Source organism: Clostridium sp., assembly GCF_032552055.1.
Lineage (GTDB): Bacteria > Bacillota > Clostridia > Clostridiales > Clostridiaceae > Clostridium.
This window is the reverse complement of the sequence record NZ_JAWGSV010000044.1, coordinates 1-16,659: the sequence shown is the minus strand read 5'-3', so window position 1 is coordinate 16,659 and position 16,659 is coordinate 1. Positions and strand designations below refer to the sequence as shown.

14 protein-coding genes are annotated in these 16,659 nt (G+C 28.5%); 13 read left to right on the top strand and 1 reads right to left on the bottom strand.

The features are described 5' to 3' along the window. From E6248_RS05250 to holA, 12 genes are all read left to right on the top strand, one after another. The coding region (locus E6248_RS05250; protein WP_316339761.1) for a UvrD-helicase domain-containing protein at positions 1-1,566 on the top strand (1,566 nt) is incomplete at its 5' end. 319 nt (positions 1,567-1,885) lie between these two features. Continuing rightward, positions 1,886-3,058, top strand: a complete 1,173-nt coding sequence (locus tag E6248_RS05245) for an FprA family A-type flavoprotein (RefSeq protein ID WP_316339760.1) — start codon at positions 1,886-1,888, stop codon at positions 3,056-3,058. A 359-nt stretch (positions 3,059-3,417) separates the two neighbouring features. Beyond that, positions 3,418-5,709 (top strand): AAA family ATPase, encoded by a 2,292-nt coding sequence (locus tag E6248_RS05240; protein WP_316339759.1) that lies wholly within the window; start codon positions 3,418-3,420, stop codon positions 5,707-5,709. A 269-nt stretch (positions 5,710-5,978) separates the two neighbouring features. Next, positions 5,979-6,314 (top strand): anti-sigma F factor antagonist, encoded by a 336-nt coding sequence (gene spoIIAA, locus E6248_RS05235; RefSeq protein ID WP_291665308.1) that lies wholly within the window; start codon positions 5,979-5,981, stop codon positions 6,312-6,314. A 13-nt stretch (positions 6,315-6,327) separates the two neighbouring features. Continuing rightward, complete coding sequence (gene spoIIAB, locus E6248_RS05230) at positions 6,328-6,759, top strand: anti-sigma F factor (protein ID WP_316339758.1); 432 nt, start codon at positions 6,328-6,330, stop codon at positions 6,757-6,759. 9 nt (positions 6,760-6,768) lie between these two features. Beyond that, a complete protein-coding gene (gene sigF / locus E6248_RS05225) occupies positions 6,769-7,524 on the top strand; it encodes an RNA polymerase sporulation sigma factor SigF (protein ID WP_316339757.1) in 756 nt (251 codons plus the stop codon). 371 nt (positions 7,525-7,895) lie between these two features. Next, complete coding sequence (gene spoVAC / locus E6248_RS05220; RefSeq protein WP_316339756.1) at positions 7,896-8,366, top strand: stage V sporulation protein AC; 471 nt, start codon at positions 7,896-7,898, stop codon at positions 8,364-8,366. A 17-nt stretch (positions 8,367-8,383) separates the two neighbouring features. Beyond that, complete coding sequence (gene spoVAD, locus E6248_RS05215; RefSeq protein ID WP_316339755.1) at positions 8,384-9,409, top strand: stage V sporulation protein AD; 1,026 nt, start codon at positions 8,384-8,386, stop codon at positions 9,407-9,409. Positions 9,410-9,424: 15 nt separating this feature from the next. Next, positions 9,425-9,781 carry a stage V sporulation protein AE gene (spoVAE, locus tag E6248_RS05210; RefSeq protein WP_316339754.1) on the top strand — a complete coding sequence of 119 codons (357 nt, stop codon included), beginning with the start codon at positions 9,425-9,427 and terminating at the stop codon, positions 9,779-9,781. A 177-nt stretch (positions 9,782-9,958) separates the two neighbouring features. Beyond that, positions 9,959-12,454, top strand: coding sequence for a hypothetical protein (locus E6248_RS05205; RefSeq protein ID WP_316339753.1), 2,496 nt, complete (start codon positions 9,959-9,961; stop codon positions 12,452-12,454). A 274-nt stretch (positions 12,455-12,728) separates the two neighbouring features. Then, positions 12,729-14,174: a ComEC/Rec2 family competence protein gene (locus E6248_RS05200; RefSeq protein ID WP_316339752.1), complete on the top strand. Its 1,446-nt coding sequence runs from the start codon at positions 12,729-12,731 to the stop codon at positions 14,172-14,174. 15 nt (positions 14,175-14,189) lie between these two features. Beyond that, positions 14,190-15,221 (top strand): DNA polymerase III subunit delta, encoded by a 1,032-nt coding sequence (gene holA, locus E6248_RS05195; protein ID WP_316339751.1) that lies wholly within the window; start codon positions 14,190-14,192, stop codon positions 15,219-15,221. Positions 15,222-15,261: 40 nt separating this feature from the next. On the opposite strand, the gene rpsT is transcribed toward holA, so the two are convergent. Continuing rightward, on the bottom strand, positions 15,262-15,525 hold the full coding sequence (gene rpsT, locus E6248_RS05190; protein WP_136003438.1) for a 30S ribosomal protein S20: 264 nt from the start codon (positions 15,523-15,525) through the stop codon (positions 15,262-15,264). 174 nt (positions 15,526-15,699) lie between these two features. On the opposite strand from rpsT, the gene gpr reads away from it, so the two are divergent. After that, positions 15,700-16,659: GPR endopeptidase (gene gpr, locus E6248_RS05185; RefSeq protein WP_316339750.1), on the top strand; the 960-nt coding region annotated here is incomplete at its 3' end.

The following is a 16,659-nucleotide window of genomic DNA, read 5'->3' as shown; positions in this document are numbered from 1 at the left end:
ATATATAGGTATTCAGAACTTATAAAAGGTAAAGATATATTAGTTTTAGCACCAAATAAATTATTTTTAAATTATATTTCTGATATACTTCCAAATCTAGGAGTAGAAGAAGTAAATCAAACTACTTTTCATGAGCTTGTTTCTAAGTTTTTAAAATCAAAATTCAAGGTTAAAAGTAAGGATGAAAAACTTAGAGAAATAATTGAAAATGAAGATACTCTAAGAAGTAGGCTTATTATTAATTCCTCTAAAATAAAAGGTACATTATCATTTAAGGAAATTATTGATAGATATATTGCAATTTTAGAGGGGGCTTCCGTTGACATAGATAACATTACTATTAGTGGGTATATTCTATTTAATAAAAGAGAAATAGTGAGACTTTATCTAAAGGATTTAAAAAGTTACCCTATTAATAAGAGAAAAGATGAAATAAAAAGGTATTTAAACTTAAAAATAAAAGAAAAAATAGAAATACTATGCCTTCAAGTAGATTTAGATTGGGACGGGAAAATTAAAGAAGTAAAAAGAGAGCATGAAGATAGTGGAGAAAGACGTAAAAAGCTTATAGAAATATACTCAGAAAGAGATGCTATAAAGGATAATATAAGGAGCAATTCAAAGAAGGTAATGAATGATTATTTCAAGGCCTGGAGAGGAATTAATTCAAAAGATATTTATATAGATTTATTTAAAAATAATGAATTATTCGATATGGCAACTATGGGCAAAATCCCAGAAGAAATATCTAATTATATGAAAGAAGAAGTAATTTCAAATTATGATAAGGGGATAATAGATGAAGATGATTTAGCCCCTATTTTATATATTAATATGTTGCTTGAGGGAATCGATGAAAAGTCTAAGTACTCTCATATAGTAGTAGATGAAGCTCAAGATTATAATCCTTTCCAGGTATATTTAATAAATAGATTAACTAAGGGGAATTCATTAACATTAGTTGGAGATATAGGTCAGGGGATTTATTATTATAAAGGAATTAGAGACTGGAATGATATAGTGGATAAGGTTTTTGAAGGAAATGCTACCTACATACAATTAACTCAAAGCTATAGATCTACAGTTGAAATTATTGAGTTTGCTAATGCATCCTTAGAAGCACAAAAATTAGATTTAAAAAAAGCTAAACCTGTATTAAGACATGGTGATATACCTAAAATTATTAAATGTTCAAATGAAAAAGAGGCAGCTGGAAAAATCCTTAGTGTTATTGATGAAATTATAAATAATGGGAAAAGTAGTATAGGGATAATAACTAAAAGCTTAGAAGAAGGAAAAATATTGGAGAAAATATTAAAAAAGAATAAACTTCAAAATATTTCCTTAGTAAAAGGCAATGAAAAAGAAAATAATGATGATATAGTTATAATTCCATCGTACTTAACTAAAGGATTAGAATTTGATGCAACAATTATTTATAATCCGAGTAAAGAAAACTATAGTGATACTTTGTTAGATCAAAGACTTCTATATGTTTCATTAACAAGAGCTCTTCATTATGAATATATAATAGAGATAGATAATCTTTCATCTCTGATAAAGTGATTCTTAGCTTCAGATAGAGTTTTCTTAAAAGTAGAGAACCAAAATCTTGCATTTTATGTTAATCAATTTCACAGAGCGCAGGATGCACACTCTATCTGAAGTTTAGAAGAACTAATCCAGGCGCGTAGCAGTGCTTAGCTCCCACTTTTAGATTATGGGAGTATTAGAAATGTTAGCCATGGAATAAATCCATAATATCACAATAGTGAAAAAAGTTGAAAAATATACTAAAAAGTCGAAATAGAATTGTTTGACTAATGAGTTTATGGTAAAATATTACTAGTATTACGAAGGACTAATTGAAGTTGGAGGCAGGTATATGTTACAGGAAAAGCTAAAGGACAACATTTATTGGGTTGGTGTTAAAGACCCAGATTTAAAAGTATTTGATATAATAATGGAAACTAAAAAAGGAACAACTTACAACTCTTATGTAATTAATGATGAAAAAATTGCAGTTGTAGACACTGTTAAGACAGGCTTTTATGATGAATTTAAAAAGAACTTAACTAATGTTATTGGTGATAAAAAAGTAGATTATGTTATAGTTCAGCATACTGAATTAGATCATAGTGGATCATTAATTAATTTGCTTGAAGATTATCCAGAAATAAAAATAGTTGGGACTAGGGCTGCAATAACTTATTTAAAAAATATTTTAAATAGAGAATTTGAATATATTGAAGCTAGAGAAGAAATATCACTTGGGGAAACTACTTTAAAGTTTATAACAGCTCCAAATCTTCATTGGCCTGATACTATGTTTACTTTTGTAAAAGAAAGAAATATGCTATTTACATGTGATTTCACTGGATCACATTATTGTCCAGAAGGAAGCATAATGTCAAGCTTAAATGAAGATTATTTTGCTGAAATGAAATATTACTTTGATTGTATAATGGGACCATTTAAAAGATTTGTGTTAATGGGACTTGATAAAATTAAAGGTTTAGACTTTGATTGCATTGGGACTAGCCACGGACCGGTTCATATAGAAAATATTGATAAGATATTAAATCTATATAAAGAATGGGCTACTGAAGAAAAAGTAGATGATAAAAAGATAGAGATTTTCTATATTACTGCATATGGAAATACAGAAGAAATGGCTAAATACTTAAAAGAAAAAGTAGAAGAAAAGGGATATAAGGCAGATATAATAGAGATAACTTCTATTCCTTTAGAAGAATGCATAGCAAAGCTTGAAAAGGCAAAAGGATTTATGATAGGGTCTCCTACTATAAATCAAGATGCAGTTAAACCTTCTTGGGATTTATTATCTCTAGTTAATCCAATAATAAATAGAGGAAAGGCTGCATTAGCATTTGGATCCTTTGGATGGAGTGGAGAAGGTGTAAAAATGTTAACAGTAAGACTTAAGGATTTAAAGTTAAAGACTGTAGATCCAGGATTATCATTCTGTTTTGTTCCTTCTGATGAAGATTATAAGAAAGCAGATGAAGCAGTAGAAAGCTTCATATCATTAATGTAATTAAAAATAACAAAAAGGTAATTAAGAAATAAGTATAGCTATAGAATATAAAGCTTAATAACAAATTAGAATTATAGGAGCTATTGTTTTAGTGGATTAAAATCCTCTAAAGCAATAGCTCTTATTTGCATTTAGGTAACTTGGAATAAATCACTATATTAATTGGTTCGTTTTTCATTCTTAATTTATTTATGGTATGAGTTTTTAGTAGTATTCATATAATAGACTATATTTATAGCAATTAATTTATTTTTCTATTCCCTAATATGGCTTATAAGAATATTTATATAGTAAATAAATTAATAAAGGGGGGGACTGCTTTTTTTGAATTGCTAAGTCAATTTGAAGGTAGGAATATTATGATTAGAAAATTAACTTTTGACGAAGTGAAGTTTAATTTTGAATTTAAGCAATTAAAAGAAAAAGGAACAGTTACTACTATTCCTGAACTAGATTCAGAGTACGATAAAATAGGAAGGGCTCTTAGTATAAAAAAGGAAGGTTACAATGTATATTTAATAGATTCGTTTTCAAAAGAAAAATTAGAAAAGCTTACAGCATATATAAAGGAGCAGTATAAGTATTTACCACCTCCAAAAGATGTTTGCTATGTTATCCTAGAAGATTATAAAAAGCCAGAAGTACTTTTTATTGATAATGGAAATGGAAAGAAGTTAGTTGAAGTATTAAAAGAGGTTAGAGATAGTTATGTTGATATAGTAGAGGAGTTTTATAATACATCTTCAGAAGATGAAAAAGATGAATTAATTGAAGAGGTGCAAAGTAAAAGAAATAATTATATAAGTGAGTTAATGGAAGTTGCTAAGAAAGATGAATTTGAGGTGAAGATTACTAGCAAGGGGTTTGCCTTTATCCCTTTAATAAATGGTAAAGCTATAAGTGAAAAGGAATATGATACTTTAGAAAAAAATAAAAAAGAAATTATTGTTGCTAAAGCCACAGTTTTAAAAAAGAAGGCAGAGGTTGTCCTTAGTAAGATAAAAGAAATAGAGGTAAGTTCCATTGATAAATTAAAAGAACTTTATGGTGATTTTTTAACTAAAGAGATGGAATCTGTTAAAGATAAGGTGTTGTTTGAATTTATTGATGATGATAATGCCTATGAATATTTAGAAAGATTGTTTATATTAGTTGAAAAAGAAATAATAAATTCTTATACTATGAGTCTTGATGAGGATGAGGAGAGGATTTATGATGCTATAAATAGATACAATATTCACTTATTAGTAGATAATAGCTTAGTTTCGTCTCCACCTGTAATATTTGAAGAAGATCCAAGTATAAATAATTTAATGGGATTCTTAGAATTTGAAAATCATAATGGAGTTTATACAACAGATGTATCCTTAATTAATAGTGGTTCATTATTAAGGGCAAATGGTGGTTGCTTAATAGTGAGAATGAATACTTTAGCTAGTAATGGATACGCATATTATCATTTAAAGAAGGCGCTTATGACTAGTAAAATCACTTATGATATTTCTAAGGCTTATTATGAGGTTATTTCTATTAATACATTAAAGCCTATGCCTATCCCAATTAATGTTAAGGTTATTTTAATTGGAGATATGGAGACTTATGATAGCTTATATAGTTTAGATGAAGACTTTGGTAAGCTATTTCAATTAAGAGCAGAATTTTATCCTATTGTAGAAGCTAATGACAATGTTATTTCATATGTTGAAAGAGCTATATCTAGAAAAGTAGATGAGAATTTATTACTTCCAATATCTAATGAAGCAATAAAAGAAATTATTAAATACCTTGCTAGAAAAGCTAATAGCAAAGCTAAGGTTAATGTAGATATTTCAGAAATAGATAAACTTTTGATATTATCAAATAATGTAGCTAAAAGTAAAGAGCAAGAAATAATAGATGGTAATTCTATTAGAGATGTAGTATATTCTAGAGAAAAGTTTGAAGAGGAATATGATAGGCTATATAAGGAAGAGAAAATATTAATTTCAGTAGTAGGAGAGAAAGTAGGAGTTATTAATGGGTTATCTGTTATTAATAATGGATATTACTCTTTTGGGAAACCCCTTAGAATAACATGCGTCTCTCATAAGGGAACAGGGAAGATAATAGATATTCATAAAGAAAGCAGGTTAAGTGGAAAAATCCATGAAAAGTCTGTAAATATCTTAAAAGGTCTATTTAATAGTATTATAGACCCATATGATGATATTCCTGTGGACTTCTATTTAAGTTTTGAACAAGCTTATGGAATAATTGATGGAGATAGTGCATCTGTAGCAGAGGCTATTTGTATTTTATCTTCTATTAGTAAAAGACCTGTAAGGCAAAATATAGCTGTAACGGGATCTATAAATCAATTAGGTGAAGTTCAAGCTATTGGTGGAGTAAATGAGAAGATTGAGGGATTTTTTAGAGTTTGCAGCCTTTTAGATAGTGTAAAAAATAAAGGCGTATTAATTCCATCATCTAATATAGATGAATTAATATTGATTCCAGAAGTTGAAGAAGCAATTGAGGCTGGAGATTTTAATATTTACTCAATGAATAGCCTTGATGATGCAATTGAAACATTAATATTAAATGAAAATGAGACATTAGAAGATTTTTATATAAATATTAAGAATGAAATATATAAATATAAGAAGAAGTAAAATTTTAATTTTAAACTTTTTATGAGGCTATTTGAGAAAATAGCCTCATTTTTGTGTTATTGATTGTAATTTATTAATTTGATTTTACTATGATTATAAATTTTTTTATGACAAATTAGGTATATAGTTTAAAGTTTTAAAATAAATTTACAATAAATTACATAATTATATTTGACTGTGAATAAAATAGTATGTTAGAATTATGGAAAAGAGTGGAAATTTATTAAAGGGAGGTGAATACTCTAAGGTTATAACTTTGGAGTTTAAGGATGCATTTAAAATTTAATAAAGTAGAAGATAAGTTAATTGTTAATTTAATGGGGGAATTAGATCATCATAGCGCTGAAGAAGTTAGAGTTAAGATAGATGATAGAATAGATAGGGATAACATAAAAAAAGTTATATTAGATTTTGGTGGTGTTACATTTATGGATAGCTCTGGAATAGGAGTTGTAATAGGAAGACATAAGAAAATGAAAAATAGGGATGGAAGACTATGCATAGTAGAAATTAATAAGTCAGTTAATAAAGTTTTTGAGATTTCAGGTATGTATAAGCTGATTAATGTTTATAGAAATGTTGATGAAGGGATAATGAATATTTAGTGGAGGGTTTAAAATGGTGGATAATAAAATTAGTATAGAATTAATGAGTAAATCTCAAAATGAAGGATTTGCAAGAGTTGCAGTAGCTGCCTTTGTATCTCAGTTAGACCCAACTATTGAGGAACTATCAGATGTTAAGACTGCTGTATCAGAAGCTGTAACAAATTCTATAATTCATGGTTACGAAAACAAAAAAGAGGGAATAATAAGAATAGAAGCTAGTATTTCTGCAAATGAAGTAACAATAAGTGTGGAAGATTTTGGAAAAGGTATTGCTAATATCGAACAAGCGATGGAACCATTATACACTTCTAAGCCAGAATTAGAAAGATCAGGTATGGGATTTACAGTTATGGAATCATTTATGGATAATTTAGAGGTAGCAAGTGAAGATGGAAAAGGAACTAAAGTTATTATGAAAAAGAAATTTGATATAGTAAGTTAGGTGAAATATATGGACAATGGAATTGTAAGAAAAGAGGTGTATAATTACGAAGAGAATTCACAATTAATACCTCTAGCCAAGGAAGGTAACCAAGAGGCTATGAATAAGGTTATTGAAATGAATTTACCTCTTGTTTCATCCATTAGCAAAAAGTTTCTTAATAGAGGCTATGATTATGAAGATATTTTTCAAATAGGCTCTATAGGTCTAGTTAAAGCTATCAATAACTTTGATGATAAGTTTAATGTTAAGTTTTCAACTTATGCAGTTCCTATGATTATAGGAGAGATAAAAAGGTTTATTAGAGATGACGGAATAATAAAAGTTAGTAGAAGTGTGAAGACCTTAGCTAGAAAACTTCATTTTGACAAAGAAGCTTTAACTAAAGAATTAGATAGAGAACCTACTATTGAAGAACTATCTAAATATTCAGGAGTTGAAAAAGAAGAAATTATGTTTGCCATAGAATCTTCAGTCAACATGCAATACCTTTATGATACTATTCATCAAGATGATGGAGCACCAGTTTTACTTATAGATAAGCTAAGTGAAAAAGGTGAAGATGATACTGATATGATAAATAGAATTGCTTTAAAAGAAGCTCTCAGAAGCTTAGATAGTAAGTCAAGGCAAGTAATTATGCTTAGATATTTTAAGGATAAAACACAGGTGCAGGTAGCTAAACTTTTAGGAATTAGCCAAGTTCAAGTATCTAGAATTGAGAAGAAAGTATTAGTGATAATGAGAGAGAAATTAAAAGAATAAATGTATATTTAAAATAAAAAATTTGTCGTATTAAGTATAATAAAAAGGCTGTCAATGACGGCTTTTTTTATTTGCCCTTAATTACTAATTTGAATTTTGGAATATAGTCTTTACTTTTAATTTATCTAAAGGGGAAGAGTAATTATATATTTGCAATTAAATTCCAGTGTTATATTTGTATAAAGTGGAATAATAAACTTATAAAGTGATTCTTATCTTCAGGTGGAGTTCTCTTAACAGGAATACCCCGTGCTCAATCTGAAGGTTAGAAGAACTAATCCAGGCACGTAGCAGTGCTTAGCTCCCACTTATATAAGGTGGGAGTGTTAGCAATGGTAGTGATCGGATAAATATTTGAAAGGAGAATTATTATGGTAAAGAAAAAAAGACCTACAGAAAAGCAGATACAAGAAAAGTTTCAAACTATTGCAGAGCAAACTAATCCAAAGCCTAAAATAGCTAGAAATTGTTCTAGAGCTTTTTTAGTTGGAGGAGCTATTTGTACACTAGGTCAAATCTTTCAAGAGTTATTGATAAAATATGGTTTTCCAGAAGATGATATAAAAATGATCCTTCCAATAATAATGGTATTTTTAGGGGCATTATTAACTGGAGTTGGAATATATGACAAGATAGCAACGTTTGCTGGAGCTGGGACTGTAGTACCTATAACAGGATTCTCTAATGCAATAGTTGCTCCAGCTATAGAATTTAAACAAGAGGGCTTTGTTTTTGGGGTAGCAGCAAAGATGTTTACAATTGCAGGTCCAGTTTTAGTTTATGGAATAGGTAGCTCAGTGATAGTAGGAGTTATTTATTATATTATTCAACTGTTTACATAAGAAAGGTGAAATTTATTATGGAAAATACTAATACAAAAAAGCTTGGTAAGCAAACAGTAAAATTAAATAAACCTCCAAAGATAGTTGCTACTTATTCAATAGTTGGTCCAAAAGAAGGGGAGGGACCTTTAGGTAAATACTTTGATGAGATATTAAATGATGATTTATATGGTAAAGAGAGTTTTGAAAAGGCTGAAAGTGAAATGATATATACAGCAATTACAGCAGCAATTAATAGGGCGGATTTAACAGAAGAGGATGTGGATTATCTATTTGCAGGAGATTTATTAAATCAATTAACATCTTCTTCTTTTGCAGCAAGAAAGCTTAATATACCATTCTTTGGATTGTATGGGGCATGTTCTACTATGTCAGAATCTTTAAGTGTTGCTTCTATGATGATGGATGGTGGTTTTGCAAATTATGTTGTTGCAGCAACATCTTCACATTTTAGTTCAGCAGAAAGGCAATTTAGATTTCCTTTAGAGTATGGAGCTCAAAGGAGTCCCTTAGCTCAATGGACAGTAACTGGTGCAGGAGCAATGGTTCTAGCTAAAGAAGGAGATTTTCCAGAAGTAACTCATATTACGACTGGTGTAGTTAAAGACTATGGAATTAAGGACCCTAATAATATGGGAGCAGCTATGGCTCCAGCTGCAGTAGATACAATTTCAAGACATTTTAAAGATACAGGAAGAGAACCTAAATTTTATGATGCAATAGTAACTGGGGATTTAGGTAAGGTAGGTAAGGAAATTATAAGCAAACTATTATTAGAATACGGATATGACATTAGAGAAAACTATTTTGATTGCGGAGATATGATATATGATGATACATTGCAAAACACTGATTCAGGTGGCAGTGGATGTGGATGCTCTGCAGTGGTTTCCTGTGGATACTTTTATAAAAAAATGATTAGAAAAGAATTAAAAAGCATGCTATTAGTATCAACTGGTGCATTAATGAGTACTACATCATCGCTGCAAGGTGAAAGTATTCCAGGAATAGCTCATGCTGTTGCTATAGAGTTTAACAAATAGGAAGGAGATAATACTATGACTTATGTAAGTGCATTCATTGTAGGTGGTATTATATGTGTTATAGGTCAAATATTGATGGACACAACTAAATTAACGCCTGCTAGGATATTAGTGATATTTGTAACTAGCGGAGTTATACTTGGTGCTTTTGGAATATATGATAAATTAGTAGAAATTGGAGGGGCAGGAGCCACTATTCCTTTACCTGGCTTTGGTAATTCTCTAGCTAAAGGGGCTATGAAAGCTGTTAAAGAACAAGGCCTTCTAGGAGCCTTTACTGGAGGAATAACAGGTACAGCAGCGGGAATAACAGCTGCAATTTTCTTTGGATATCTTATGGCTTTAATATTTAATCCGAAGACAAAAAGCTGAAATATAAGATGTAAGTTATTAATTGAAGCATGTATATATTGAAAAAATTCTTTTAAAAAACAATCTAACAACTTATACTATAAGTGTTAGGTTGTTTTATTATATATCGAAATATAGTAATAGATGGTTTATATTCATATTATAGATATTCTATGGGGTTAAGAAAGGAGGAGGGTCATGAGAGCTTATTATAAAAATGCATGGATTAATGTAGTAGAGGATTTAGGAAGTGATGTACATAAGGGTCTAGATGAAGCTGAATGCAATATAAGAAGAGAGGTAGAAGGAAATAAGCTTTCACTTCCGTATAAAAAAGCTTTATTAAATTTATTGTTAGAAATATTAAAACAAAGGTATTTATATGTATTTATAATAGTTATAGGATTTTTCTTATATTACAACCTTTATCCTATGGCAATAATTACGTCAAGTTTGATTTTATTTATTTTAATTATGAAAATATATCATGATGTATTTAAAGAAAAGGAGATCGAAATTCTTCAAAACTTAAACACTACTCAAGTATTAGTACTTAGGGAGGGTATAGAAAAGCTAGTTGAAGCAGAGTCTCTTGTAAAAGGAGATATAGTATATTTTAGAAAAAACTCTATAATAGCTGCAGATATTAGAATTATAGATTCAGAAGATATTAAAGTAGATGAAAGAGGAGTAACGGGAGATAATTTCATTAAGGAAAAGTACTCTGTTAAGATGGAAGATGATGTTAGTAGCATAGGTGAAATTAATAATATGCTTTTTAGAGGATCAGTAATAAAAAATGGACAAGGTAAAGGTGTAGTAGTTGAGGTAGGTAATAATACTCAATTAGGTAAATTAGTAAAAATAATAAATAATACAAATGAAAAAAAAGACTTAATTATAAAAAAACTTCAAAACAAAGTATTAAATATAGCCTTATGTCTTATATTGGTACATGTTAACTTAATGCTAGTTTTTCCAGGTAAGTTTACTGATAAGATAGTACTTCTTGCTCAGGGGATATTTGCAATAACTAGCATATTAATACCTTTCATAATAATTTATTATGGGAAGTTTATAAGAAAAAAGATATATGAAGAAGATAAGATTACAATAAATAATTTTTCTGTTTTAGAGCTATCTAAGAACATTAAGATTTTATTCTTAGAAAAGATAGGTAACTTAAGTAAGGATGAGTTGTATGTAAACAAGCTATATAGTAATGATCAAATATACAGTTCTAATAAGATTGATTCAGGAGATATTAATTTAAGAAGACTTATAGATATTTCAGTTATTTGTAATAATGCAAAGTCTAATAATGATAATAATTGGATTAAAGGAAATATGTATGAAGTTGCTTATGCAAGGTATGGAATGGAGCATTCTATTCATAAAGGAAGTATGGATGTTTCAAATAGAAGAAGATTTGAACTTCATAGGTCTTCAAGTAAGGATATAATAACTACAGTAAATAAAACTAAGAGGGGATATAGAGCTAACTCTAGAGGAGATTTGGAAAGCCTTTTAAGTAATTGTACTCATATACTTATTAATGGAATAGAAAGAGAATTAACATCTGAAGACATAATCAAAATAAAGCTTGCAGATTTAAATTTCTCTAGAGAAGGGCTACTTACTGAAGGGTTTGCTTATAGGAGTTTTAATTATGAACCTTCACCTTATGAAAATATAGAAAGTAATTTAGTCTTTGTAGGAATAATTGCTTTAGAAAATCCATTATTTGATGATGCTAGAGAAGATATAAAAAATATTTTAGATGATGGAATTCTACCAGTTATCTTTACTGAAGATAATAAGTTTCAAGCAGAGGTCTTTGGAAGACGAATTGGTCTGATTTCAAATGAAGATCAAGTTACATCAGGAGTTGAACTACAAGAATTAAGTGATGAAGAATTAGTTAGTGTAGTTTCTAAAGCTAGAATATATTGTAGAGTACGCCCTGAGATGAAAAACAAGATAGTTTCTTTATATAATAGTGATGGATATAATTTTGTAGCTGAAGGTAAAACATTAGGAGACTTATCATTAGTTAGTTTAGCTAAGGTTGGAATAGCAAAAGAAAGCTTTTCTATGTTGCTTAAAAAGATTGCTGATATTCATACTGAAGAAAGTAGTATAAAATCATTTTTTAATTTAAGAAAGAGATATACTGAAGTTGAAGAAGGGATAAAAAGAGGAATAACTTTTTATACTTTAATAGTATTATCAGAAATTTTAATGCTTAATTTCCAGTACTTTTTTACATCAGGAAATTTAGAAAAGGAATACTATATAGCATTAATAAATTTAATTATAGTAACTCCAGTAATATTAATTAATGCTCTTTATGGTAAGGAAGAACATAGTAACAAGAAACTAATTTTAAGAGCCTTGTTATTTATTATAATTCCATCTTTTGCAATATACTTTTTAAAAGAAAGTTACAGTTTAATAGCCTTATTTTTATTAGGGGGTATGAGTATAATAGATGTTATTATTAATAGCAAGGTATTCTCTAAAGGCAATTTAAGCGGACTTAAGCTATTATTAGTTGTAATATTAGCATATGTTTTATCTATAGTAGCAGTATTATTTATATATAAGATAGCCTTTACTCCTGTAATTTTAATAATATCAGCTTGGTTATTATTTATTTTCTTATTAGGAGGTTTAATTATTAGAAAGTGGTAAGACTTTAAATGAGGTGAGCCATTTGTATAATAAGAACAAGGAAAATATTCTGCTGCATATATTTATTGCCTTTATTCTATCATCGATTTCTTTTTTATTAATATATAAAAATAAATGGCTAGCAATATTAATTGTTGGCTGTTTTTTTATTTACTATATTTTTATGTCAATAACTGAAAAAAGATTTTTTTATATACTGTTATCCTTATTTTTTATAATACCGATAATAAATAATTCTATTTACTATAATATAGAATTTGAAAATAGAGAAGTAGTGAGGATATTAAAAACATACGGCTATGGCGGCCTAGGAGAGATAGAAGGTAGAAAGGTATATTTATCTGGGGACATAGGGGATGTTAGTATTGGAAGCAAGATAGAGGCAGTAGGAGAGTTTATATATGATGCTAATATAGAAAAGGGTACTGTTGGAGATTATAACTTAAAAAGTATAGAGATAATGTCTTTAGATATAAAGGGAAGGCTCTATAAAGTTAGAGAAGATATATTTAATAAAATTAAAGAAAAAATAGGGGGAAGAAGGGCAGCATTAGTAACATCTATAGCTTTTGGATATGATGAATTTTTAGATAAAGAAGATGAGGATGTAATGAAGAATTTAGGGGTATTACACGCTATATCTGTATCTGGATTACATATGGCTCTTGTGTATTCATTACTAAAGAAGTTATTAGGAGAAAAAACTGCTATTTTAGTTTCAATATTTTATGTGCTTTTTACTGGAGCTGCAGCATCAACAGTTAGATCTTATATAATGCTACTTATATTAAGCCTTGCACCTAGATTTAAGAGGAATTATAATCCAATTGCCTCGCTATCTTTAGCTGGAATAATATTAATTATATATAAGCCCTATAGCATATTTGAAATAGGCTTTCAGTTAAGTTTTATAGCAACCTTAGGAATAATAGTATTTAATAAGGATTTAAATAAGAAGTTATATAAATTACCGAAAGCTTTAAGGGAAGGAACGGCAATTTCCCTTTCTGCCCAAGCTTTCAGTATACCATTAATGATATTGTATTTTAGAGAATTTTCTATAGGATTTTTATTAGGGAATTTAATATTAATTCCATTAATTAACGTAATAGTTATATTAGGAAATGTTATTGTTTTATTTTATAAGGTACCTATAATATTTAATTATTTAAGTTTTCTTCTCTATTATTCAACTTTAGGGATAGATTATTTATCAGAAAAACTATTAGTATTTTTACCAAAGTCTTTTTATCTTAATGATTTAATGGCAGTTGCATATATAATTCTTATGATATCAGCTTATTTTTATAAGAGAGGTTATAAAAGAGCAATTTATTTTAATTTAATATTCTTAGTCTACCTTGTAGTTAATATCTATAGTCCTATACCTAAAATAGAATATTATAAGGAAGGTGTAGTAACTATAAGTTATAAAGGAGAAAAAGAGATAGTTCTTCTGAAAAAGGGAATCAATATTGAAAAATATAAAAAGATTTCTTTATCTAATAATATAAATAAAGACTTTAATGTAATTAACTTAAAAGATAGAGGAAAAATTTATAGGGATAAAAATAATTTGATATTAAGTTATAATAATAAAGAATATTTAATTAATTTATCCAAAGGGAAAATTACGTCTAATTATGATATAATAGATTGCAAATATAGTAGCTATAGCAAAATAATTTTATTTAATAATGATGTTTTAGTTTTTAATTAGGAAAGGTAGATTAAATTGATAGATTTTGATATTTTAGAAGGTGAAATAAAAAAAGGAAAAATAGAAAATTCTTATATATTTTGTGGGTTAGATGAAGAATTAATAAAAGAAGGAGTAAATTTAATAGTAGATAAATCTATAGATAAAAGTCTTTTAGATTTAAACTATATAAGACTAGATGGCTTAACTACTACTTTTGATGATATTATGAATGCATGTGAAACTATGCCTTTTATGGGAGAAAAGAAAGTTGTGGTTGTGTATAGAAGTAATTTTTTAAAGGATAAATGTGATGCTTCTTTAACTAAATTATATAATGAAGTTTTAAAATATTTAAAGGATCTGCCTCCATATACAATACTGGTAATGTATTATTTATTTAATGATAAAAGAGATACACCTAAAAAAAGTAGTAAGATAAGATCTCTAGAAAAGTTAACTAAAGTAGTTTATTTTGATAAGTTAAAGAAAGATAGATACTATAAAAAGGTTGAAGAGATATTTAAAGAAAAAGGAAAAGAAATTGGAAAAGTTGAACTTAGATACTTTGCAGAAAAGGTTCAGCATAACTTCGATATAATAAAAAGAGAGATAGATAAGTTAATATCTTATGCAGATGGTAGACAAATTACTAGAGGTGATATAGATAAACTTATTTTAAATTCTAGTGAAGATGATATATTTGATTTAATAGACTTTATTTCTCAAAGAAAAGTAGAAAAAACTTTAGAATTACTTAATGAATTGCTTTCTACAAGTGATCAGCATATGCTTATAATATCAAATATTGCAAATAATTTCAAAAGATTATATGAAATAAAGATATTTGTTCAAAACGGAGAAAATATTAATAATATATCAGGAAAATTTAAGTTACCTACCTTTGTTTGTGAGAAATTAATAAATCAATGTAATAAATTTACTGTAAAGCAATTACAAGAATTAATGAAGATTTGTTTAGATACAGAAAATAAATTAAAGACATCTGGTGTTGATAAAAATATGGAAATGGAATTAATGATTTTCAAAATTTTCATGTTAAAATAGATAAAATAATAGCCGACCTTAGGGTCGGCTTCTTATTTGATTACGCCATAGCGTTTAACTTTGCAGCTAATCTTGATTTCTTTCTAGCTACCATGTTCTTGTGACATACTCCTTTTTGAGCAGCCATGTCTAAAGCTTTAACAGCTTTAGGGAAAAGAACGTTAGCTTCTTCTACGTTTTTTGCAGCAACAGCTACTTCAAACTTCTTTACAGCAGTTTTTAAAGCTGATTTAACCATTCTGTTTTGAGCAGTTTTAGCTTCAGTAACCTTTATTCTCTTTTTCGCTGATTTAATGTTTGCCATTTCAAATTCACCCCCTTAATAATTTTATAGGGCCTCTTTTGCAGCTTTGGGGAAATCTGCGTTCGAGTTCGTTTTTAACATACTAGATTATATCATTGAAACTTTATAAGTTCAAGTATTAAATTGAAACATTAAGGAAAAATAAAAGGGATAATAGTTTTTATGGAGGTAAATATGAATAATGTATGGACTGATTTAGCAATTGAAGCACGAGATATGTATACTAAGGAAAATAAAAGAGAAGCTGATGGAGTTATAGTAGATGAGGAATTTGAAGATGATATCAAAATTACTACTGTAACTATTGAAAGTGATGAAGCAGGGGAAGAACTTGGTAAACCTAAAGGAAATTATATCACAATAGATTTCCCAGAAATTACACATTATGATGGGGAAACTATGGATAAGGTTTCAAAGGTTGTGGATAATGTTTTAGTAAGACTTATAGATGCACCAGAAGAAAAGACTGCATTAGTAGTTGGACTTGGTAATTGGAATGTTACTCCAGATGCTTTGGGACCAAGAGTTACTGAAAAAATTATGGTTACAAGGCATTTAAAACAAGTAATGCCTGATGCTATAGATGACTCTGTTAGACCAGTATGTTGCATTTCACCAGGAGTCCTTGGTATTACTGGGATAGAGACTGGAGAAGTTATAAAAGGCTTAGTGGACAGAGTAAAGCCTGACTTTGTAATATGCATAGATGCTTTAGGATCAAGGAAGCTAGAGAGGGTAAATAGAACTATTCAAATTAGCGATAGTGGAATATCACCTGGAGCTGGAGTTGGAAATCATAGGATGAAGATTAACGAGGAATCTTTAGGTGTTAAAGTAATTGCAATAGGAGTACCTACAGTAGTCCATGCGGCAACAATAGCTAATGACACAATAGATTTAGTAATAGATGAATTATCAAGGCAAGCTAAGAGTGGTACTGAATTTTACAAGATGTTAAGCTCTATGGATAAAATGGAGAAAAATAATTTAATTAGAGAAATATTAAATCCTTCTTTCGGTGATTTAATGGTAACTCCAAAAGAAGTAGATACTGTAGTCGAATCTTTATCTAAAGTAATAGCTAATGGTATAAATATGGCAATACAACCTAACCTTGATATGGAGGATATAAAT